The organism is Saccharopolyspora pogona (assembly GCF_014697215.1).
GTDB classification, from domain to species: Bacteria; Actinomycetota; Actinomycetes; order Mycobacteriales; family Pseudonocardiaceae; genus Saccharopolyspora; species Saccharopolyspora hattusasensis.
This window is the reverse complement of sequence record NZ_CP031142.1, coordinates 3,884,702-3,904,193: the sequence shown is the minus strand read 5'-3', so window position 1 is coordinate 3,904,193 and position 19,492 is coordinate 3,884,702. Positions and strand designations below refer to the sequence as shown.

Sequence of the window (19,492 nt, the reverse complement as noted above, 5' to 3'; positions counted from 1 at the left end):
TGGGAGCCGGAGGGGTGAGACTCCCTCTGGCCACCCGACCAAACACGCCCAGCCTCAAACTTCACGGCCTTGCGTCTAGCCCAGCCCCGCATGCGTTTCCGGATCAGCTTGGTGGGGCGTTGAGAGCGGCCCGGCAGATGATGCGCGTCAGCGCTGTCAGATCGGACAGACGCACGCGTTCGTTCGGTGCGTGGTAACGGGATTCGCCTGGACGCGCGAGGCCGTGCGATACGGTCGGGACGCCGAGACGGTGCGCAACGTGCGATATGTCGGACGATCCCGCGCTACCGCCCACCGGCGTGCTTTCGTTCCTCGACAGGGCACAGATGCGTGCCATGTGTTCGACGAAAGGATCGTGCGGATCGATGGCCCAGCCGTCGCAGTAGAACGGCGTGGCGACTTCGTAGTCCAGGTTCGGCTGGCGGGCCCGAGCCTTCTCGACCGAGTCGTGCACCTCCCGCACGGCGTTGTCCCACGTCTCTTCGGGCAGGATGCGCCGGTCTCCTTCCAGCACCAGTTCCTGAGGAACGACGTTGTGCTTCCAGCCGGAGCGGGCGATCGTCGTGTTGAAAGTCGGCGCGACCGTGTCATGGCCCTCTGGCCAGGGCCATTGCGCCGGGATCGAGCTACGCCGCGCCTCCACACGCTCTTTGAGCGCTCCGAGTTCCTGCAGCAGCGGGACCGCTTGCGCGCCCGGTCCCGCCGCCGGTGATTGTGGAGTATCGGCGGATCTCCAAGCGCTGCTCGTGTTGTGGGGCGGTGACCATCCCCGGCTGGGACGATCAGGCGGTGCCCGCCGAGCATGCCGAGACGGTGGCCGCCCCGGGTTCGCCGGTGCGGATCGGCCCGGAGACCGTGGCCCGGGCGGCGCTTTTGACCTGCGCCCACTACCTGCCGATCGGCCGGGCCCGCGACCTGCTGGAAGCGTTGACCGGCATGGACATCTCCACCGGGTTCCTCGCCGGAATCCGCGGCCGAGCCGCTCGCAAGCTGGAGAAACAGGTCCTGCCCCACCTGCGCGGACTGCTGGCGAGTGCGCAGGTGCTGCACGCCGATGAGACCCCGGGCCGCGCTGCCGGCACCCTGTCCCACGTGCACGTCGCCTGCACCGAATACCTCACGCTGCTGCATGTCGGTGACCGCTCCGCCAAGACCATCGACGCCGGTGGGGTGCTGCCCGAGTTCACCGGGGTCCTGGTCCGCGACGGCTACGCCGGTTACGCGCACCTGCCCGCGATTCACGCCCGGTGCGCGGCGCACCTGCTCCGGGACTTGCGGTCGATCTCTGACGCTGACCCTGACGGCCAGCTGTGGGCCACCGCCATGGCCACCACCCTGCTTGAAGCCGACCGCGCCGCGATCGACGCCCGCGAGCACGGCGCCGAACAGCTCGACGACGGGACCTTGCGGCAGATCCGCAGCCACTACCACGGTGCGCTCGCCCGAGGCGACACCGACAACCAGGGCCAACACACCAAGCTCGCCGAGAAGGCCCGAACACTCATCCGCCGGTTCCGGCGGTTCGAAGACATGATCCTGCGGTTCACCTCCGACCTGTCGGTGCCCTTCACAAACAACGAGGCGGAACGCTCCATACGTCCCGTCAAGATCCAGCAACGCACCTCCGGCGGCTGCTGGCGCACCCTGCAAGGACTCACCGACTTCGCCATCGTCCAGTCCTATCCGGACACCGCCACCAAATGGGCCCAGAACAAACTCGAGTCCTCCGCAAACTCTTCACCACCGGCCCCTGGCTGCCACCCGCCCTCAACCCAGCTGAATAGCTACCCGAAGGGCCAAATCCTTCATCTCTCACACAGCACCGCATTCGGAAACTCTTCCTACATCGAGTCCCTCCCTGCGTTCGTGGCACGCTGCTTTGTTAGGTGTGTCGTTTGCCCTGTCCAGCGAACGGCGGGAACGGGCGTGCCCTCCTCGTCCGCCCCCCATCGACCTCGGCCGGGCCGCGCTGGCCGTACCAGTGCAACTGCTCGGGGATATCGGTGTCGTTGAAGATGTCGACGACCACCGGCTTGCCTTCGGGGAACCGCAGCAGCGGCCCGGGGAACTCACCGTTGTAGGTGGTGAAAATGATCAGGTTTTGGACCAGCTCGACCCGGGCGGCCCCGATGCGCAGCGCATAGTCCGCCCGCGCGGGTGGAGCCGGCGGCCGGTCAGCGCGGCTAAGGCTTGATCACTGCTTGTGAATTCTGACTGCAGCCTGAGCAGACGGTGGCGGAGTCTTGTATCGGTCACGGGGGGTGAGACCGAGCCACTGATTGGTGTGGTCTTGGCCGCGGCTGCGGGCCAGCACCGAGTTTGCTTCCGGGCAACCTGCCAGCGGGCGATGGCGTCGGCACGGCCGTTGTGGAAACGTGGGTCGGCGTGGGAGTTCGGGGCCGGTTCGATTTCGTCGGCACGACCGTGAAGGTGTTGGTGCGCCGCGACCGAGTGGCCACGATGGCGATCGTTGCTCGGAGCATGGCCGCCACGGCTACCATGATCAGTTTGACCAGGAGCTGCCCAGTCCTTGCAGGTAGGGACTTGGCCATGTCAGGGAGGAGATACAGTCGTATGACCGCTCCGCTGTGGACGGACGACTTGTTGGACCGGATGCGAGGGCTCGGAGACCCACTGGCCGACGCCGCGATCGCCGAGACCTACGACCTGGGGCAGCAGGATCAGGTGCGGCAGGCTCTGCTCGGACTCGAGCGGAACAACGACCCACTCCCCACCGGTCTACCCCCGCAGGTGCAACGCTACTTCGAGGAAGCCGCGCTACCCGAGTGGGCCGATACGACGTTGATGAGCCGAGGCCGCACCCTCCTCGGTCGCTATGAAAACTCTCTTGTCTCGACGCTGTTGTGCTACTCGCTGGTCGCCTGCTACAGCTGCGGCGACGGCGCCCAGGTACTAGGCATGTCACAACGATTGACCTCCGGTGTCTATCGACGGCTCATGGAAACCTCGCAATTCCTGGTCGACGTTCTCGACAAAGACGGTTTGGGCGCCGGCGGCAAGGGACTGCGCTCGGCGCAGAAGATTCGACTGCTGCACGCCACCATGCGCTACCACCTCTCGCAGAGGAAGGATTGGGACTCAGCCTGGGGTATTCCCGTCAACCAGGAAGACCTCGCGGGGACGCTGATGAGCTTCTCGGTGGTCATTCCCAGGGGCCTCGAACGTCTAGGCATCGATCTGGCCGAGGAGGACCGGGACGCTTTCTTCCACATCTGGCGGGTCATCGGCCACGTACTGGGCGTCGATGCGCAGCTCAACGCCGCCGGCTTCGACGACGGCTCGGCCCTGTCGGACACGATTCTGCGCCGACAGCAGAGCACCTCGGAAGCGGGCATCGCCCTGACCAAGGGCGTGTTGGACTTCATCCGGGAGATACTGCCCGGGCCCGCCCTCGCTGGCGTGGGCCCGACCCTGATCCGGCATCTAGCGGGTGACCAGACCGCCGACCTCGTAGCCGTCCCGCCAGCGGATTTCAGTCAGCTCGCCGTCGGCGTCGGATCAGCCCTCAACTTCGGCTACGGGGAGACCAGTAACACCGTTCCGTTGGCCGCTAAGGCGGCGGACGAGCTGGGCACGGTGGTGTTCAAGGCCGGCCTCCGCCTCACGAACAAGGGACGCCGATACAACTGGGAAGTCCCGACCGGCCTCACCCAGGCAAACTGACATCTTACTGGCCGCCGAGTCGTGTCCGTTGCACAGCGCGCCGCGCGCGTCTTCCGCTTCCAGCATGGTGAGCTGGTAGTACCGGCGCGGAGAGAGGCTTGGGCGCGACGCCCCACGGCACCCGCTACCAGACCCCCGGCTGACGCTCGCTCAGCCGGGGGAGCGGGTTCGTAGTCTGTGAACTCGACATCCACCGTGGCCCCGCCGCGACCAGAGTAGGGACGTACTAATGATCTTTCGGTAATAGGGTGGGTCGTTGCGTCTGTTTTGGGTTATGTGATGGGACGGTCGTGGGGTGTCGAAGCTTTCACAGTCGACGGGCAAGCAGGCCCGTGATGGAAAGCGTGGTGCTACTGGTCGGGATTTCGACGCGTTGCGGCAGCGCCGGATGCGTGCGGCGGCGATGTTCGACCGTGGCAGACGGCAGGCCGACGTGGCCTCGGCGTTGGGGGTGTCGGCGCAGACCGTGTCGAAGTGGTATCGGGCGTGGTCTGTGGGTGGACGGGAGGCGCTGGCGGGCGCTGGTCGTGCCGGGCGGATGCGCAAGCTCTCCGTTCTCAGCTTGCCGAGGTCGAGGCGGAGTTGACCAAAGGCGCACGTGCCCATGGGTTTGCGACTGAGATGTGGACTCTGTCCCGGGTGGCTGAGGTGATCGAGCGAGTGACCGGGGTTCGGTGTTCGCAGACGCAGACTTGGACAATTCTGCGTGAGCGGCTGGGCTGGAGCCGGCAACGTCCGGCACCGGCCCACGCCGAACACCCTCAGCCGCGCACCCTACCGATCGAGCCCACCCGGAGTAAAGCGACAATGCGGACGCGCTCTGGCGCGCCGGCCAGGTATTGGGTCCTTCGAACCCAATACCGTGATCGTTTCGAGGGCGTTCGCGGCGTTTTTGTTGGAGACTTTGCGGGCGATGTAGTGTTTTTCGGCGATTTTGCGGGTGTTGCCGAGTTGGTTGGCGACGTCGCCGATGGGGAGTCCTGCTTCGTCGAGGACGGTGGCGACGGTTTTGCGGAAGACGTGGCTGGTGACCCAGCTGTATCCGCATTCGTCGAAGGCTCCGCTGATGCGGTTGATGACGTTGCTGGGGTCGAGCCAGCCGCCACGGAAGGAACAGGGGGCCTTCGGCACCTGCGGCCGCAGCGCGGCGGGTCAACATGGGCACCGACGAATTCGGTACGCGGAGAAGTAGTCCGCCTTGGTTTCCTTGCGGAGCTTTCGCCGGACCAGCCCAACGCCCTGGCCGCGGATGATGTGGTAGTCGACGGCGATGGTCGGACCGTCTGCGTCGAACTCCCCTCCGGTGAAGGCAAGGACTTCGCCGATTCGGGCACCTGTAGACAACATGGCACGAACCAGATCAGATCGGACCAGATCCGGGCCCGTGGGCCGAGACTGCGTCCACGCGAGTCGACGGCCCGCTTGGCTCCGAGCGCTTCCAGCTTTTCGAGCAGGTCGGAGCGTTGATTGGCGGTCAGTGCGCGGACTTCCCTTTGCTCGCCGCGCACTAGCCTGCCGATGGGGACCGGGTTGGTCTTCAACGCTCCGTGCCGTACCGCGTAGCCACACATTCCTGAGAGGGCAGCGCGGACGGTTTTCGCGGTGTCGTAGCTTTTCTTGTCCTGGGCGCGTTTAACGGTGCGGTCGCACGCGTTCACTGTCAGTTCTAGCGCGCGGAGCTGGCCCACATGGGGCAGGATCCAGTTGTCGAGATAACTTCGGTACAGTCGCACGGTTTCTGGGGAACGGTCACCCAGTGTCGCCTCGCGCTTAACCTCGTCGTACCACAACTCGGCGATCGCGTTGATCTGCGTTGTTGGCTTAATCTCGATCTGGAGCATGTTTTCTGTGGCTTCTTTGAGTGCGTCCTTGAGTCTGTTCTCGGCTTTGGTCTTCGTTTTGTCGCGCCGCCTTATTGGCACCAAGCTACCGTCGTACGCGCGGAGAGCAATGATCAACCAAGGGCTGCACTCGTGATCAACTGGACCCCCGGCACCCAAGCCCAAAGGTTAAAACTCAAGCCGAAGGTGGGTGAGTTCTTTGGTCAGAGCCCACGGTCCCAGGCGTGGACGCCAGGGCTGTCCGGTCTCCGGCCAGGGCGAGATCGGGGTGTCCAGGCGGCCCTCCTCGTATCCGAGTTCGTCGGCGGCCTCTCGTAGCCGATGTTGCCCGCGGCCGAGGTCGCCGACCCCTGCGAGCAACTCGATCACTCCGTGCCCCGGAGTCTGGACGATGCCGTCGATCACCGTGTCGTCGCGGCATCGGTGAAGGTGGTCGCGCTGTGCGGCCGGGATTCCGCGGCCAGCTGCTCGTCGCCGGGAGATGAAGGCCTCCACGGCCTCAGCAGCCTCACCGCGGCCCAGCTGCCGGTTTCCTTGAGCGGCAGTGAGCGTGGCGATCTCACGCTGGGCGGCGAGGATGTCGTGGCTAGCGGTTTCGACGTAGAAGATCGCGGCCTTGATCAGCGGACCGATGACGTGCTCGGGGATGCGGTCGGTGGCGTTTTCCGCCGACCGGGTCCTGCCGACCACGGCGGCGCTGGTGCGTCCCGGCCAAGGGTGGATGGCGAGCCGGTCGGCGGACAGGAATGGGCCGTGCGCGGCCAGGCGTTTGAGCACGCCGACCAGCCCGGTCGCCCACGAAGGCTGGTCCTTCCACTTTGCGAGCGCGATCTCCAGCTGGTTGCGGGTGACGTCGGCCAGGCGGGGCGCGCCCAGCCGTGTCAACGTCTGCATGATGACCCGCAGCTGGAGGAACTCGCGGGGCAAGGCGGTGATCTTCAATGGTGTGGTGCTGGGGCCGCTGAGGCGGCTGGCCGGGATCGCCCGTCGCAGCCGCGAGTGCAGATACTCCTTCGCAGTGCGGATCGCGATCTCATCGTCCAGCGTGGTGAAGTCAACGCGGGTGTGGCGCGTTGTGCGGGGGATGAATGGCCGAATGTCCCACACGTCGTCCCCAAAACGAGGCCCCCGCTGCCCGGCCGCGGCGATCAGGTGCTCGGGCAAAACGTTTCAAGCCGACACCACGACGCGCAACTCCCGGCCCAACGGTCTTGTCCGACCAGATACTCCTCGCCCTGGATATCAATCCCAACGCCGATCAGAAGTCAGGTCAGCGAACGGAGCACGTCAACGAAATATCAGCGCCCGCTGGTGGAAAGGGGGCAACGCCCGCCGCCAGCAGCGAGGAGCGGCGGGCGCGCCACTCGGCCTCGGACAACTCCTCGCGCTGGGCGTCGAGGAAACCGGTGAAGGCAAGCAGGCTGGGCAGGTGCCGAGTGGTGTAGACCGCGTTCGAGCATTCCAGGCAGCCCCAGATCGCCACCGGACAACCGGTTCCCTTCGCGCGCGCGAACGGCGAGGCGTTTGGGTGGGGACAAGGCGAGGACGATGCGTCGCTCGCGGCCCCTGAACACCTCCGCCGTCGAGGGCTGGAGATCGTCTGCAGCCATACAAGCCGCGAGCTTACGGGCTGGCCTTCGACCGGATCACCACCGCCATCACCCCGAAGTTCACGACGGAGCAGATCACCACGGCCCGCCTGATCGCCGAAGCGGACGGCCAACACCTGTCTATTCCCGCCCAGATCCTGGAGCACACCACGTGAACAACGCGCTGTTCGTCCAACCCGGCGTCCCGGCCGGAGAACCCGCTTGCGCCGGTCTTGCGATCGACCCGGTTCCCGGCGACGCCATACTCAGCGACGATCGCCAGCTTGTACTCCGCGCTGAACACTCGCCGCGTGGGACGCGGTGCGGGGTCGGCCTGGTTGGCCTCCGGGGTGGACGGCCGGGGCTGCTTGCCAGGTGGTGTGGACACGTGTTCAAGGATCTCCGATCCCGCCCTCGCTCAGGACCCCGGACTCACTCGGGGTGTCTCACAGCAACCTGACAAAGAGGGCGCGTCTCAAACTGAGACATCCGAGGACTCCCTGACACCTGCCGTCGTGTCTAGCGTTCCGATCCGACGTGCCACAGCCGCGACGTACGGGGAGGGTGCACATGTACCGCAAGGACGGCGAGAACTACTTCATCGTCGACGCGCACATCGCGCTTTGGGACGCGCGTCCCGAAAACCAGCTCAACATCCACGGCAAGCAGTTCATCGACTGCTTCTACGACTACCACCGCAACCTGAGCCCGGAGTCGGAGCTCTGGTCGTACGAGGAGTACCTCTACTACGGCGGCGAGCGCCTGATGCGCGACCTGTTCACCGACGGATACGTCGACCATGCGATCTTCCAGCCCGCGCACCTCGGCGCGTTCTACCGCAACGGTTTCGGGCAGACCGAGGAAGCTTTCGCGCTCGCCCAGCGGTATCCCGACAAGCTGACCTACAACCACTGCTGGGACCCGCGCTTCGAGCAGGCCGGACTCGACCAGCTTCGGCGCGACGCCGAGCGGTTCTCGCTCAAGGGCGTCAAGCTCTACACCGCCGAGTGGCAGGGCGACTCCCGCGGTTACCGGCTGGACGACCCGTGGACCTACCGCTACCTGGAGGCCTGCCAGGAACTGGGCATCCGCAATATCCACATCCACAAAGGACCGACGATCCGGCCGCTGGACCGCGACGCCTTCGACGTTGCCGACGTCGACAAGGCCGCAACGGACTTCCCGGAGCTGAACTTCGTCGTCGAGCACTGCGGTCTGCCGCGGCTGGAGGACTTCTGCTGGATCGCGACGCAGGAGCCGAACGTGCACGCCGGGCTGGCCGTGGCGATGCCGTTCATCCACACCCGGCCGCGGTATTTCGCGCAGATCATCGGCGAACTGCTCTACTGGCTGGACGAGGACCGGATCCAGTTCTCCAGCGACTACGCGCTGTGGACGCCGAAGTGGTTGGTGGAGCGGTTCGTGGACTTCCAGATCCCGGCCGACATGACCGAGTACGCGCCGATCACCGTGTCGCAGAAGAAGAAGATCCTGGGACTTAACGCGGCGGCCATGTACGGTATCGAGGTCCCGGAAGGCCTCGGCCTCGCCGAGCAGGCGGTGGCCTGAGATGCGCCCGGAACTGCTGGAGCGGGCGGCGCGGAAGGCGCTGGACGCGGTTTTCGATCCCGAACTGGACGAACCGATCACCGACCTCGGTTTCGTGCGGTCGCTGCAGGCGACGGCCGACGGGGTGGTCACCGCGCACCTCCGGCTGCCGACGTCGTTCTGCGCCCCGAACTTCGCCTACCTGATGGCATCCGATGCCAAGGACGTGCTCCGGGCGCTGCCGGATGTCACCGACGTCGTCGTGGTGCTCGACGACCACCACGACTCGGAGCTGATCAACTGCGGGCTCGCCGCGGACGCCGGCTACCGAGGCACGTTCCCGCACGAGGCCGAGGACGACCTCGAGCAGCTGCGCCTGACGTTCCGCCGCAAGGCGCACGCTGCGGCAATGGAACGCTCGCTGGGCCTCCTGCTCAAGGAGAGTCCCGAGCTCACCGAGGAGGATCTGCACGAGGTCACGATCGCTGATCTCCCCGACGTGCCCACGACGAGGTCGTTGCTGCAGCGGCGGCACGCCCTCGGCCTGAGCATCGCCCCTTCGGCTCAAGTGCTCGTCAACGACCACGGCAACCCGTGCTCGCGCGAGGAAGTGCCACTGCGCCTGCGCTTCGCCCGCGCGATCCGGATCTCGATCGAGGGCAACGCGCACTTCTGCCGCGGCCTGCTGCGCACCCGGTACCCGGAGTCGGCCACCGACCAGTTGAAGGAGAACGCATCATGAAGGCAGTCCAGGTCGTCGGCTACGACCAGCCGCTCCGTCTGACCGAAGTCCCCACCCCAGAAGTCACCGGCCCCTACGATGTGATCGTCCGGATAGGTGGCGCCGGGGTGTGCCGGACTGACATCCACATCCTCGAAGGTCAGTGGGCCGAGAAGACCGGGGTCGCGCTGCCCTACACGATCGGGCACGAGAACGCGGGCTGGGTGCACGCGGTCGGCAGCGCCGTCACCAACGTCGCCGAGGGCGAGAAGGTGATCGTGCATCCGCTGATCACCTGCGGTCTCTGCCGCGCGTGCCGGTTCGGCGACGACGTGCACTGCGAGCAGTCGCTGTTCCCCGGCATCGACACCGCCGGCGGATACGCCGAATACCTCAGGACCTCGGCCCGCAGCGTCGTCCGCATCGACGATTGCCTCGAACCCGCCGACGTCGCGGCGCTAGCCGACGCGGGCCTGACCGCCTACCACGCCGCCGCCAAAGCCGCCCGCTCCCTGCGGCCCGGCGACCGCTGCGTGGTGATCGGCGCGGGCGGGCTCGGGCACATCGGGATTCAGGTGCTGAAAGCCCTAACCCCGGCCGAACTCATCGTCGTCGACCGCAACCCGGACGCGGTGAAGCTCGCCGTGTCCATCGGAGCCGACCACGGCGTCGTCGCCGACGGCGACCACGTCCAGGACGTGCTCGACCTGACCGGCGGACACGGCGCGGAAGCCGTCATCGACTTCGTCGGCGAAGGCGGCGCCACCCGCGACGGCGTCCGCATGCTCCGCCGCGCCGGCGACTACCACGTGGTCGGCTACGGCGAGAACATCGATGTGCCCACCATCGACATCATCTCCACCGAGATCAATTTCGTCGGCAACCTCGTCGGCTCCTACAACGACCTGTGCGAGCTGATGGTCCTCGCCGCACAAGGTCGGGTCCGGCTGCACACCAGCAAGTACCCCCTGGAGAACTTCCAGGACGCCCTCGACGACCTCGACGCCGGGCGCATCCGCGGCCGCGCCATCCTCACGCCCTGACCCAGCAGAAACGACAGGAAACGCACGCACCGGGAGCCGCAATGGAACGCTTGCGAATAATGATCAGCCCAGGCCGTTATGTGCAGGGCAAAGGCGCTCTCCACCGCGTCGGGGAGTACCTCGAGCAGCTTGGCTCGTCACCGCTTTTCGTGGCGGATGACCTGGTTTGGGGATTCGTCGGGCACGACGTCGAATCATCGCTTCGGAAAGCGGGCCTGCCGCTGGTGCGCGAGAAGTTCAACGGCATCACCAGCGATCGTGAGGTGGACCGTCTCGTCGATGCCATCAAGCGGGCCGGCGCTGACATCGTCGTGGCGGTGGGTGGTGGGAGCACCATTGACGCGGTCAAGGCCGCCGGCTTCCTGGCCGGTATTCGCTGGGCCAACTGTCCGACGGTCGCGTCGACGGATGCACCCTGCAGCGCGCTGTCAGTCATTTACACCGAGAACGGCGAATTCGAGGAATACCGGTTCTTCCCCCGCAACCCGGACCTCGTGTTGACGGCTGCGCACCGTCGCAGCCGCGTCGACGGTGGAAGGCGAGACCATCCACTCGATGCCGTTCGACGTCACCAGCGACGATGTCGCCAGTGCGCTGGCGTCCCTCGACCGGTTCTCCCTGCAGGTCCGCGAAGCCGCGAAGCTGCCAAGCCCAGTGCCATACGCGGCACGGTACTGAGGTGATGTTGAAATGAGTGCCGGTCAGATCTTCGTCTGGGAGTTACTGGGCACAGCGATGCTGACCCTGCTGGGATGCGGTGTCGTCGCGAACGTGACCCTGCGCAACTCCCTCGGCTACAACGGTGGCTGGCTTCTGATCAACTTCGGCTGGGGCGCCGCGGTGTTCATTGCCGCCAGCATCGCCGCTCCGTCCAGCGCGCACATCAACCCGGCGGTCACCATCGGCCTCGCTGTAAACGGCCAGGTCCCATGGAGTCAGGTGCCGGTTTACATCGCCGGCCAGATGGTCGGCGCCACCTTGGGTGCCGTAGCGTGCTGGGCCGCATACAAGTTGCAGTTCGACACCCACGACGACCCCGAGAACACCCGCGGGATCTTCTGCACCGGACCGACTGTCCGGAACGCGCCGTGGAACCTTCTCACCGAGATCATCGGCACCTTCGTGCTGGTGCTGTGGATCATCCTCACCCCGTCGGCGCACCCTGGGCCCCAGGGAGTGCCGCACTTCGGCAACGCCGCCCTCGGCTACGCGGCCGTGATGTTCGTCGTCATCGGCATCGGTAACTCGCTCGGCGGTCCGACCGGTTACGCGATCAACCCAGCCCGCGACCTCGGCCCACGCATCGCCTACGCCCTGCTGCCCATTAAAGGCTCGGCGGACTGGAGCTACTCGTGGATTCCGGTAGCCGGTCCCATCTTCGGGGCCGTCCTCGCGGGTGCCTTCGCCTGGGGCCTACCGCTGACCTGACTCGTTTGCTGGGTGATCTCGAATGCGGGCCGGAACTGCGGTCGCGCGATCCTCATCCCGGCTGAGTCCACAGGTCCCCACCAGAGACCCGAAATGGCGGGCCCGTCGGTCATCAAGACGACAAGTCAGTCAAGGAGCATCATGATCTTCATTACCGCGAAGTTCCGCATCCTGTCTGAGTACGCCGATCAGTGGCCCGAAATCGCTCGGGACTTCACCGAAGCGACCCGCGGCGAAGTGGGATGCCTCTGGTACGACTGGTCCCGCAGCGTCGCGGACCCCAACGAATACGTGCTTGTCGAAGCGTTCCGCAACGACGAGGCCGGCGCCGCGCACGTCAACTCCGAGCACTTCATGACCGCGCAGCGGACGCTGCCCGCCTACCTCGCGGAGACTCCGCGAATCATCAACACGACGGTGCAGCAGAACGACTGGTCCTTGCTCGGCGAGATGGCCGTGTCCGAGAAATCCTGAACTCCGCAATCCACTACCGATAGGAGGAAGCAATGTCCGCACAAGATAAGTCACCGCGCGTCGCACTGGTCACCGGTGCCGCGCGAGGCATCGGCAAGGGCATCGCGCTGCGGCTGGCCGCTGACGGTCTGGACGTCGCGGTCAACGACATCGAGGCCAACACCGACCAGCTCAAGGGTGTCGCCGACGAGATCGCGGCGACCGGCCGGCGGGCAACGACGGTCGTGGCCGATGTGTCCGCACCGGACGCGGTGCGGTCCATGGTGGAGCATGTGGCCGCTGAGCTCGGGCAGCTCAACGTCATGGTCGCCAACGCCGGGATCGCCAACGTGAAACCGCTGTTGGAAAGCACGCCCGAGGAGTTCGACCACCTAATGTCGATCAACCTCCGCGGCGTGTACCTCTGCTACACGGAGGCCGCCAGGCAGATGATTAAGCAGGGAACTGGCGGCAAGATCATCGGGGCGGCCTCGATCGTGGCGTACCGGCCGTTCCCGCTGCTCGGCCCGTACTCGGCCTCCAAGTGGGCGGTTCGCGGGCTGACCCAAGCCGCCGCGATGGAATGGGCGCATCACGGCATCACCGTGAACGCCTACTGCCCAGGGATCGTCGGCACCGCGATGTGGGACTACATCGACGAGAAACTCGCCGAGAACGAGGGCCTCCGCAAGGGCGCGGCCATCGAGAAGTACTCGGAGCTGATCCACCTCGGCCGGGTGTCGGTGCCGGAGGACGTGGCGGGCTTCGTGTCCTACCTGGCCTCCCCGGACTCCGACTACATGACCGGGCAGTCCGTGATGATCGACGGCGGCATCCAGTTCTCCTGAGCAACGTCGGCCGCGGGCTTGTCGAGGCAGCGTCGCCGACAAGCCCGCGCCCCGGTCGGCCTGGGACGCATCGGTGATGTGCGGGCAATTCCTTGCCACCTGATCGGAGCGGTCTACACGATCGATCACCAGGTCTCGCCTACGAGGAGGCGGTGTCATGCCCCTGGAACCAGCATCAGGACGGGCCCGGGGAAGCGGTCGTAGAGCCCCTTGGTTGACCCGAGGGCCCCGCGCCCAAGGCGTCCTGCTGGCCGGGGGGCGCCCGCGCAGCCGTCGTTGTCCTCGCCGAGGACGACGACGCTGCTGTCGCGTTCCATGCCTGCGCGAGGGCCTCGTTGGGCGCTTCCCGATAGCTGATGCTGCGTGCCATGAGAACCTTCCCGGTCAGTAGGAGATGTAGACGTCGGTTTCCAGTCGTCGAGGGTGGGTTTCGGCGCCGCCAGCGCCTCATCGACCGACTCGTCGTCAGGGCCGCCACCTCGCGGTCGATCTCGTCGAGCTGCGCCTCGGTGAGCTCGCCGGTGGCGGTGACGCGGGCGCGGAAGGTCTTCAGGCAGTTTGGCTGCTCCTGGGCGCGGGCGACCTCGACGCCCTGGTAGGTCTGTGGTCGCCCTCGAAGTGCCTGTAGTAGAGGGTGAACTTGACCTCCCGAAGTCATCGGTGGACATCAGTACGCGGTCGAGGCCGAGCGCCCCGGCGGCGGCCACCATCCGCAGCGCCACGTTGGCTTTTTCCGCGTTCGGGAACACCGACGCCTGCGCCACCACGCGCCGGATGCCCCGGCCGAAGAGGGAGTTGACGATCACCCAACCGTCGCGCCCCGGTGCCGCGCCGCGACCGACCCTCGGCGTTGGTGACCGTTGCCCGAGCCGCACTGCTCCACGACCGCCTCCCACAGCGGCGAACACCCGCGACGTGTAACCCACATCACATCGTGGACATCCACAAGCAGACGCGCTGCGATCTCCCAGAGCAATACTTGCAAGGGGTTGCAGCCCGATCGATTGGGCCTGCGGTTGGCGACAACCACGCGTCTCCCCCTGCGTTCGGACCGCAATTTCAACGAGCCTTTTCATCCTGATCGCGGCGTCAGGACCAGGTCTCGGATGCGCAGGGTCGTGAGTGTCTGTGGTCGTCATGGCAACCACAGGCACTCACGACTTAGAGACGCAGGCACCCGGCCCCGAGGTTGCAAAACGCTCAATGAGATCGAGCCCGCCATTTTCAATTGAAATTGCGGCGCACCGGGGGCAGCTGGTCGTCGCTGCTGCTAGCGGTTCGTGGTCTGTTCGGGGATCCGGATGCGGTATTGCGCCATCTTGCGGTAGATCGTCGCTCGGCCGACGCCGAGTTCGGTCGCCGCCCGCGCCACGGTCGTTCCAGGCTCAGTCAGGCATCGGATGATCTCGTCGCGTTCGACCGTCTGGAGCCGGGTGAGCGGGCGGCCTGGGCTGGTGAAGACCTCGGCCGGGAGGTGGTGCTGGTCGATCGTCGTGGCGCTTGCCGCCGCGTCGCGCATCACCTTCCGCAGCTGGCGGACGTTTTCCGGCCAGTCGTAGGAGGCCAGCGCGCGTTGCGCGGCCGAGGTGAAGGTCGCGGCGCGGCCCCGGTCCTGGCGGACGAAGTGGCGGGCGAGCGGCAGGATGTCGTCCGGGCGGGAGCGCAGGGCGGGTGCCGCCACCACGGTCTCGACCAGCGGGCGCAGCTCCTTCGGGATCGCGGAGTCCGTCCAGGCGGTGATGACGAACGGTTGCAGCCCGTCGGCAGCTCGGTGGCGTACCGAGTTGAACAGCCGGGCGAGTTCGGTCGTGGCCCAAGCCGGGAGCGTGTCCACGCCGGAGACGATGATGCAGGTGTTGTCCTTGCCCAGTTCAGGAGTCCACAGCGTCAGCCACGCGTCGATGTCCTCTGGTGCCGGAGGTCGTGCGCTGAGCATGCGTTCCCGCGCCAGCTCCCGGCGGGCCAGGGATACCAGAGCGGTCTTGCCCGCGCCCGGTTCGCCTACGACCGCGATGCGCAGCCCCTGCTGGAACGCCGTGCGTGCCTGCGCGACGGCATTGGTCCACGTGGACGACAGCGCGGAGCAGGTGGGGCTGGCCTGCTGGAAGCGGTCGGCGTAGACCCGGAACACCTCGCCGCGCGGCATCGGTCGGATCTTGCGCCCCGCGCCGCGCGCCAACATCAGCGCGGTGGTGTTCCCGGCCGCGGCCTGGGCGAGCGCCAGCAGGAGTTCGGACGACGAGTCCGACCAGGTGGTGAGGTTGATGCTCCCGGCGATCCCGCCGTTGATCGGGTCCAGGACGGGCGCGGCGGCGCAGGTGTAGCCGCGCAGGCCGGTGCAGTAGTGCTCGTTCGCCCGCACCAGCGACGGAGTGCGATCGGCCAGGGCGAGGCCCAGCCCGTTCGTCCCGGCGTTGCGTTCGGCGAAGTAGAACCCCGGGGCGAGATACACCCGGTCGAGTGAACGGTTGATCGAGCTGTCCTCGGACATCCTGCTCAGCACGAGGCCGTCGCTGTCGGTGACCATCATGCTCACCGGTTCGTTGGCCAGTGTCGCCTGCAGACCGCGAAGCACCTCCTGGCCGCATTCGTACAGCAGCGAGTCGGTGTCCACCGATCCGGTGAACGCCGGGCGCATCTCGTCCACCGACAACCCGTAGCGCTCGCTGCGCCGCCAGGAGGCGCGCAGCCGCGGGGCGATTCCGGCGGCCCGGCCGGGCGAGGAGAGGTACCCTGCCAGGTCCGCGTGGGGTGCGCGCTGGGGCTCGTCCATTTCCGACCTCCACGTGACGCAGCGTTGCGCCGACCTCGGCAACGGTAACGCCATATGCGCCGATCCTCATCAGTCCGCGCGTCTCAAACTGAGACACTCGAGGACTCCCTGACACCTGCCGCCGTGCCTAGCGCCACAACACGCGACAGCCGCCACGTACAGGGAGGGCGCACATGTACCGCAAGGACGACGAGAACTACTTCATCGTCGACGCGCACATCGCACTTTGGGAGCACGTCCCGAAATCAGCTCAAGCAGTCATCGACTTCGTCGGCGAAGGCGGCGCCACCCGCGACGGCGTCCCCATGCTCCGCCGCGCCGGCGACTACCACGTGGTCGGCTACGGCGAGAACATCCGAATTTTGACCCCTTTGTCCGCTGATCCTGGTTTGGGGCCAGGAAGGGCGGAAAAGGGTGGTGTTGTCAGTGGAAGATTGGGCTGAGATTCGTCGTTTGCACAGGTCAGAGGGGTTGCCGATCAAGGCGATCGCTCGAGTGCTGGAACACGGTTCGGGCGGCGCTGGCTTCGGAGGGGCCGCCGAAGTACCAGCGGGCGCGCAAGGGCTCGATCGTGGACGCGGTCGGGCCGCGGATCCGCGAGTTGTTGCAGCTGTATCGCACGAACGACCAGGAGGCCTGTGCTCAGCCGCCGCATGCCGTTGCGGTGATTGGCCGATCCGCGGCCGGTTGGATTCTCTGACCTAGGGCGTTGCGTCAGTCAAGGAGGCGTGGTCGGGCTGCGTTCCAGGAGGAGATGAACTGAACGATCTGGAGGGCGAGGAGCAGGATCAGAGGTTCTGTCCACCCGTTGTTGCTGCTGCCGTGGACGGCGCCGATGGCAGCGGGCCCGAGGGCTGCGAGTAAGTAGCCGAGGGATTGGGCCATGCCGGACAGCGCCGCGGCTTGGCCGTGGTGGTGGGTACGGATCCCGAAGATCGCGAGCGCGAAGACGATCACGCCTCCGGTGCTGCGGCCGAGGAGGATGCTCCAGATTAGGGCCAGTTTCGGGAGCAGCATGCCACTGATGCCGACGATGTTGCTCGGGACGATCAGCGGCATGAGCGGATGTTGGAACAAGGTCCGTTCGGATTGTCTGACTGGGTCGGATCAGCATCGTGCGGCAAACCTTGTTACGCCGTCGCCGACAGCGACGTGCAGGTGGGGGTGCCGGTTGTGTTGCTTGGTTTCGAGGGGACCCGGTGCTCAGCGGCGCAGAGCGTTCTCCCGCTGAATATGCGTCAGCTTCTCGGGATTGCGCATGACGTAGAGCCCGGTGATAAGGCCGTCGTCGATGCGCACCGCCACGACGGTGTCGATCGCGCCGCCCCGCCGGAGAATCAGCGCCGGAGAGCCATTGACTTGTGCCAGCCGCAGCGTCGCTGCGGCCGGGACCCTGTCCAGCCCGGCGGCCAGCAGGCGGCCCACCTTGTCAGCCCCCACGATGGGCCGCAGGACGGCGCGGCGTACCCCGAATTGACGATCACAGCCCGCAGCAGGCACCGGAGTCTCAGTCACGGGGCATCTCCCTAAACCCCGCGAAGAACGGGCGATAGCACTCGGCTACTTCGCGGCTCGGGAAGCCAGACCTTCGGTCATGCCTGAACCGTGCGGTGGCGACGGCTGCGGCGCGACTCGGAACCGAGCAAGGCCGGTCCGACACGGCCAGCTGATCGCCGCAGTACGTACCTACAGATAGATACGCAGCGGGCTACGTAGTGCCACCGATGTCCGCGTATTCGGGACTAAAGACACTGATGTCAACCCGACAAAATAGACCAGTTCAAGGCAAAACCATGCTCCTCCTGTCCCATCCCGACCGAATCAAGCCGGATTCCCCGCGGCCCCGACGTCCGTTGCATCCCTCCCAGCCGAGCGCCGCGGAGGTACTACGGTACGGCGAGCGCTACGCGGACCTCCGTGACCGGCGCCTCGCACACACCTTGATCCTCGAGGATGCGGTGGAGGAGCGCGAGGAGATTTCGGCTCACGAGCGCATCACCTGCCACGTTCACCGTCGCTGGGCACACGAATGCATCGCCTCGCCGATGCACGTCATCCCCGTCACCGGGCACCGCTGGTGCCGCCGCTGCGAGGCCGAGGCATCCGTCGCGGTCGACGAGGTGACCGGATCGGTGACCGTGGTGTGCACGCGGTGCCGCCAGACCCCCGAGACCGCAGCGACCCGGCAGATCATCCGGACCTGCCGAGCCAGCCTGGCCGCTGCGCACGAAAGCCGCCGAGCCCGTGTGCAGGCGCAGAATTCCGCCTCGGCGGCGGCCTGAACGCTCAGCTCGACGCCCTACCCACCCAGGTCATGACCACCATCACCGGCGCCGAATGACCGCACGGGACCCGCACCGCGATCAACCCGGCTCTGCTGGCCCGGTTAGCCTACCGCCAGGCCCGCGCCCCGCTCGATGCCTACACGGCCATACGCGGCCCAGGAACGGGGGTGGGACCTGCACGAATTCCGCATTCCGCATTGACCCACCTTGGCGAGGCCGGTGCCAGCCTGTTGCTGCTGATGGCGAAGTCCCGGCACAAGAAGCCGGAGAACGTCCGCTGCTACTTCACACCCTCCGACCAGGCGCTGGCCAAGGTCATCAACCTGCTGGCACCCGGCGACAGCCGCCGGTAGCGGGCACTGTGGCCAGGGCCGCTACGGCTCGGTCCTCACGCCGGGGGCGCCCCTGGACGGTCTCCCAACCATCCACCCCGTCGAGGCGGGCGCCGCGGAGGCTGGCGCCGCTGAGGGTGGTGGTCGGAGTCATGGGCGATGCGTTCCAAGGCGTAGATCCCGCCCAGCCGGATCTGGAGTTTGTCCGAACCAAGCTGCTCGATGGCAGTACTGAACCGCTCGGTGATCTGCTGTTGCTGGAGATTGCTGCTTTCGCTGCGGGTGGCTTCCAGCGTGGCCTGCGCGGTGATGGCCTGCGGGATGGCAAACACGAGGCTGACCAGCACCGCGCCCAGCGTGAGCAGCTGCGTGAGGTCGAGCTTCTTCCGTGGCGGCGGCGAGTCCGGGAGTGGTTCGGGCATGATCCACACCGTGCCAGCAGTTCCGGCGGCAGTGGGGCGGTTCAGGGTCGAACAGTGCGCGGAAATTCCCGCGCACGCCCCTCGTGGTGCCACTCAATCCGGTGCGGGCGACACCGGCACCCACGAGCCGCTCCACGTCGCCCTCGTCCTCCTCCCGGGGTTGCCGGGTCGCGCAGCGGGCGCAAGCCGCCGGCAGGTGACCCCTGACAACGTTGTGATCCACATGAACCACCGCCTGGTCAAAATCGACCTCCTACCAGAACACCGCGAGAGCCTCACCGACACGCACGCCGGTCGCGAGCATGAAGCGCATCAGGTCTGGAAGGTCCCAACGAACGGCCTTCTCGTCAGCCTCCAGCTGGGCAAGGAACTGGACCCGTTCATCCAGGCTCAATGCCGGTAGAGGTGCTCGTACTTCAGTGACCCGAACGCCCGCTCTCGGACCCCGTTCTGGCCGGGACTGCTGCGCCGGGTACGGATGTGCAGCAGCTCGGACCGGGACGCGATGAACGCCGCGAACCGCGA

Annotated in this window: 24 protein-coding genes and 4 pseudogenes; 16 read left to right on the top strand and 12 right to left on the bottom strand. The window is 66.5% G+C overall.

Annotated features, from left to right (window positions below):
• Positions 1-103: 103 nt before the first annotated feature.
• Positions 104-676 carry a M20/M25/M40 family metallo-hydrolase gene (locus DL519_RS17540; protein ID WP_223840308.1) on the bottom strand — a complete coding sequence of 191 codons (573 nt, stop codon included), beginning with the start codon at positions 674-676 and terminating at the stop codon, positions 104-106.
• A gap of 17 nt (positions 677-693) precedes the next feature.
• Here DL519_RS17540 and tnpC point away from each other — a divergent pair.
• A pseudogene (gene tnpC, locus DL519_RS46705) lies at positions 694-1,784 on the top strand (IS66 family transposase); the annotation flags it as partial.
• Positions 1,785-1,882: 98 nt separating this feature from the next.
• Here tnpC and DL519_RS17535 read toward each other — a convergent pair.
• Entirely contained in the window at positions 1,883-2,029 is a 147-nt protein-coding gene (locus DL519_RS17535; protein WP_263399663.1) for a cupredoxin domain-containing protein, read from the bottom strand.
• A 545-nt stretch (positions 2,030-2,574) separates the two neighbouring features.
• Here DL519_RS17535 and DL519_RS17530 point away from each other — a divergent pair.
• From DL519_RS17530 to DL519_RS50725, 3 genes and pseudogenes are all read left to right on the top strand, one after another.
• Positions 2,575-3,684, top strand: coding sequence for an oxygenase MpaB family protein (locus tag DL519_RS17530; protein WP_223839158.1), 1,110 nt, complete (start codon positions 2,575-2,577; stop codon positions 3,682-3,684).
• A gap of 295 nt (positions 3,685-3,979) precedes the next feature.
• Complete coding sequence (locus DL519_RS17525; RefSeq protein ID WP_190816368.1) at positions 3,980-4,270, top strand: helix-turn-helix domain-containing protein; 291 nt, start codon at positions 3,980-3,982, stop codon at positions 4,268-4,270.
• A gap of 35 nt (positions 4,271-4,305) precedes the next feature.
• A pseudogene (locus DL519_RS50725) lies at positions 4,306-4,428 on the top strand (winged helix-turn-helix domain-containing protein); the annotation flags it as partial.
• Between the two features lie 30 nt (positions 4,429-4,458).
• Here the strand turns inward: DL519_RS50725 and DL519_RS46695 are convergent.
• The 6 genes and pseudogenes from DL519_RS46695 to DL519_RS17505 all read right to left on the bottom strand — a co-directional run bounded on the left by DL519_RS46695 (position 4,459) and on the right by DL519_RS17505 (position 7,502).
• Positions 4,459-4,815, bottom strand: a complete 357-nt coding sequence (locus DL519_RS46695) for a hypothetical protein (RefSeq protein WP_223840475.1) — start codon at positions 4,813-4,815, stop codon at positions 4,459-4,461.
• Positions 4,816-4,836: 21 nt separating this feature from the next.
• The gene (locus DL519_RS46690) at positions 4,837-5,031 is read right to left on the bottom strand and encodes a hypothetical protein (protein WP_223840474.1); all 195 of its coding nucleotides are present in this window, start codon (positions 5,029-5,031) and stop codon (positions 4,837-4,839) included.
• A gap of 188 nt (positions 5,032-5,219) precedes the next feature.
• Positions 5,220-5,525: pseudogene (locus DL519_RS50105) on the bottom strand (phage integrase central domain-containing protein); the annotation flags it as partial.
• 168 nt (positions 5,526-5,693) lie between these two features.
• Positions 5,694-6,689 (bottom strand): hypothetical protein, encoded by a 996-nt coding sequence (locus DL519_RS17515; protein ID WP_190816364.1) that lies wholly within the window; start codon positions 6,687-6,689, stop codon positions 5,694-5,696.
• A 106-nt stretch (positions 6,690-6,795) separates the two neighbouring features.
• Positions 6,796-7,008, bottom strand: coding sequence for a hypothetical protein (locus DL519_RS17510; protein WP_190816362.1), 213 nt, complete (start codon positions 7,006-7,008; stop codon positions 6,796-6,798).
• A 140-nt stretch (positions 7,009-7,148) separates the two neighbouring features.
• Positions 7,149-7,502, bottom strand: coding sequence for a hypothetical protein (locus DL519_RS17505; protein WP_190816360.1), 354 nt, complete (start codon positions 7,500-7,502; stop codon positions 7,149-7,151).
• 182 nt (positions 7,503-7,684) lie between these two features.
• Here DL519_RS17505 and DL519_RS17500 point away from each other — a divergent pair, with 182 nt between their 5' ends.
• From DL519_RS17500 to DL519_RS17470, 7 genes are all read left to right on the top strand, one after another.
• Positions 7,685-8,683, top strand: coding sequence for an amidohydrolase family protein (locus DL519_RS17500; RefSeq protein ID WP_190816358.1), 999 nt, complete (start codon positions 7,685-7,687; stop codon positions 8,681-8,683).
• 1 nt (position 8,684) lies between these two features.
• Complete coding sequence (locus DL519_RS17495) at positions 8,685-9,404, top strand: iron-sulfur cluster assembly protein (RefSeq protein WP_190816356.1); 720 nt, start codon at positions 8,685-8,687, stop codon at positions 9,402-9,404.
• Complete coding sequence (locus DL519_RS17490) at positions 9,401-10,426, top strand: NAD(P)-dependent alcohol dehydrogenase (RefSeq protein WP_190816354.1); 1,026 nt, start codon at positions 9,401-9,403, stop codon at positions 10,424-10,426. The genes DL519_RS17495 and DL519_RS17490 overlap by 4 nt, the downstream gene beginning before the upstream one ends.
• Positions 10,427-10,467: 41 nt before the next feature.
• A complete protein-coding gene (locus tag DL519_RS17485; RefSeq protein ID WP_190816353.1) occupies positions 10,468-11,109 on the top strand; it encodes an iron-containing alcohol dehydrogenase in 642 nt (213 codons plus the stop codon).
• A gap of 7 nt (positions 11,110-11,116) precedes the next feature.
• The gene (locus DL519_RS17480) at positions 11,117-11,854 is read left to right on the top strand and encodes an MIP/aquaporin family protein (protein ID WP_190816351.1); all 738 of its coding nucleotides are present in this window, start codon (positions 11,117-11,119) and stop codon (positions 11,852-11,854) included.
• A 141-nt stretch (positions 11,855-11,995) separates the two neighbouring features.
• On the top strand, positions 11,996-12,328 hold the full coding sequence (locus DL519_RS17475) for a putative quinol monooxygenase (RefSeq protein ID WP_190816349.1): 333 nt from the start codon (positions 11,996-11,998) through the stop codon (positions 12,326-12,328).
• 32 nt (positions 12,329-12,360) lie between these two features.
• Positions 12,361-13,155, top strand: a complete 795-nt coding sequence (locus tag DL519_RS17470; protein ID WP_190816347.1) for an acetoin reductase — start codon at positions 12,361-12,363, stop codon at positions 13,153-13,155.
• A 1,270-nt stretch (positions 13,156-14,425) separates the two neighbouring features.
• Here the strand turns inward: DL519_RS17470 and DL519_RS17465 are convergent.
• Positions 14,426-15,928, bottom strand: coding sequence for a helix-turn-helix domain-containing protein (locus DL519_RS17465; protein WP_190816345.1), 1,503 nt, complete (start codon positions 15,926-15,928; stop codon positions 14,426-14,428).
• 173 nt (positions 15,929-16,101) lie between these two features.
• On the opposite strand from DL519_RS17465, the gene DL519_RS46685 reads away from it, so the two are divergent.
• A complete protein-coding gene (locus tag DL519_RS46685; protein ID WP_223839157.1) occupies positions 16,102-16,371 on the top strand; it encodes a hypothetical protein in 270 nt (89 codons plus the stop codon).
• A pseudogene (locus DL519_RS17455) lies at positions 16,346-16,550 on the top strand (IS21 family transposase); the annotation flags it as partial. The gene DL519_RS46685 and the pseudogene DL519_RS17455, both read left to right, overlap by 26 nt.
• Before the next feature lie 92 nt (positions 16,551-16,642).
• On the opposite strand, the gene DL519_RS17450 reads toward DL519_RS17455, so the two are convergent.
• Complete coding sequence (locus DL519_RS17450; RefSeq protein ID WP_190816343.1) at positions 16,643-16,987, bottom strand: MFS transporter; 345 nt, start codon at positions 16,985-16,987, stop codon at positions 16,643-16,645.
• A 144-nt stretch (positions 16,988-17,131) separates the two neighbouring features.
• Positions 17,132-17,443: a sigma-70 family RNA polymerase sigma factor family protein gene (locus tag DL519_RS17445; RefSeq protein ID WP_317891376.1), complete on the bottom strand. Its 312-nt coding sequence runs from the start codon at positions 17,441-17,443 to the stop codon at positions 17,132-17,134.
• A gap of 278 nt (positions 17,444-17,721) precedes the next feature.
• Between DL519_RS17445 and DL519_RS17440 the strand changes: the two genes are divergently transcribed.
• Together DL519_RS17440 and DL519_RS17435 are read left to right on the top strand one after the other, a co-directional pair.
• A complete protein-coding gene (locus tag DL519_RS17440; RefSeq protein WP_190816335.1) occupies positions 17,722-18,210 on the top strand; it encodes a hypothetical protein in 489 nt (162 codons plus the stop codon).
• 170 nt (positions 18,211-18,380) lie between these two features.
• Positions 18,381-18,566, top strand: coding sequence for a site-specific integrase (locus DL519_RS17435; protein WP_223839156.1), 186 nt, complete (start codon positions 18,381-18,383; stop codon positions 18,564-18,566).
• Positions 18,567-18,601: 35 nt separating this feature from the next.
• Here DL519_RS17435 and DL519_RS17430 read toward each other — a convergent pair whose 3' ends face one another.
• Positions 18,602-18,967, bottom strand: a complete 366-nt coding sequence (locus tag DL519_RS17430; protein ID WP_190824624.1) for a hypothetical protein — start codon at positions 18,965-18,967, stop codon at positions 18,602-18,604.
• On the opposite strand from DL519_RS17430, the gene DL519_RS17425 reads away from it, so the two are divergent.
• The gene (locus DL519_RS17425) at positions 18,966-19,370 is read left to right on the top strand and encodes a hypothetical protein (protein WP_190816341.1); all 405 of its coding nucleotides are present in this window, start codon (positions 18,966-18,968) and stop codon (positions 19,368-19,370) included. The two genes, DL519_RS17430 and DL519_RS17425, sit on opposite strands and share 2 nt — an antisense overlap.
• The last annotated feature ends 122 nt before the right edge of the window (positions 19,371-19,492 follow it).

What these genes read in the sequence shown, in the direction of transcription:
- DL519_RS17465 (WP_190816345.1), bottom strand. Translation starts at nt 15,928, where the DNA reads ATGGACGAGCCCCAGCGCGCACCCCACGCGGACCTGGCAGGGTACCTC.
- DL519_RS17430 (WP_190824624.1), bottom strand. Translation starts at nt 18,967, where the DNA reads ATGCCCGAACCACTCCCGGACTCGCCGCCGCCACGGAAGAAGCTCGAC.
- DL519_RS17480 (WP_190816351.1), top strand. Translation starts at nt 11,117, where the DNA reads ATGAGTGCCGGTCAGATCTTCGTCTGGGAGTTACTGGGCACAGCGATG.
- DL519_RS17470 (WP_190816347.1), top strand. Translation starts at nt 12,361, where the DNA reads ATGTCCGCACAAGATAAGTCACCGCGCGTCGCACTGGTCACCGGTGCC.
- DL519_RS46685 (WP_223839157.1), top strand. Translation starts at nt 16,102, where the DNA reads ATGTACCGCAAGGACGACGAGAACTACTTCATCGTCGACGCGCACATC.
- DL519_RS17490 (WP_190816354.1), top strand. Translation starts at nt 9,401, where the DNA reads ATGAAGGCAGTCCAGGTCGTCGGCTACGACCAGCCGCTCCGTCTGACC.
- DL519_RS17530 (WP_223839158.1), top strand. Translation starts at nt 2,575, where the DNA reads ATGACCGCTCCGCTGTGGACGGACGACTTGTTGGACCGGATGCGAGGG.
- DL519_RS17500 (WP_190816358.1), top strand. Translation starts at nt 7,685, where the DNA reads ATGTACCGCAAGGACGGCGAGAACTACTTCATCGTCGACGCGCACATC.
- DL519_RS46690 (WP_223840474.1), bottom strand. Translation starts at nt 5,031, where the DNA reads ATGTTGTCTACAGGTGCCCGAATCGGCGAAGTCCTTGCCTTCACCGGA.
- DL519_RS17485 (WP_190816353.1), top strand. Translation starts at nt 10,468, where the DNA reads ATGGAACGCTTGCGAATAATGATCAGCCCAGGCCGTTATGTGCAGGGC.
- DL519_RS17425 (WP_190816341.1), top strand. Translation starts at nt 18,966, where the DNA reads ATGATCCACACCGTGCCAGCAGTTCCGGCGGCAGTGGGGCGGTTCAGG.
- DL519_RS17440 (WP_190816335.1), top strand. Translation starts at nt 17,722, where the DNA reads ATGCTCCTCCTGTCCCATCCCGACCGAATCAAGCCGGATTCCCCGCGG.
- DL519_RS17475 (WP_190816349.1), top strand. Translation starts at nt 11,996, where the DNA reads ATGATCTTCATTACCGCGAAGTTCCGCATCCTGTCTGAGTACGCCGAT.
- DL519_RS17495 (WP_190816356.1), top strand. Translation starts at nt 8,685, where the DNA reads ATGCGCCCGGAACTGCTGGAGCGGGCGGCGCGGAAGGCGCTGGACGCG.
- DL519_RS17450 (WP_190816343.1), bottom strand. Translation starts at nt 16,987, where the DNA reads ATGCCGCTGATCGTCCCGAGCAACATCGTCGGCATCAGTGGCATGCTG.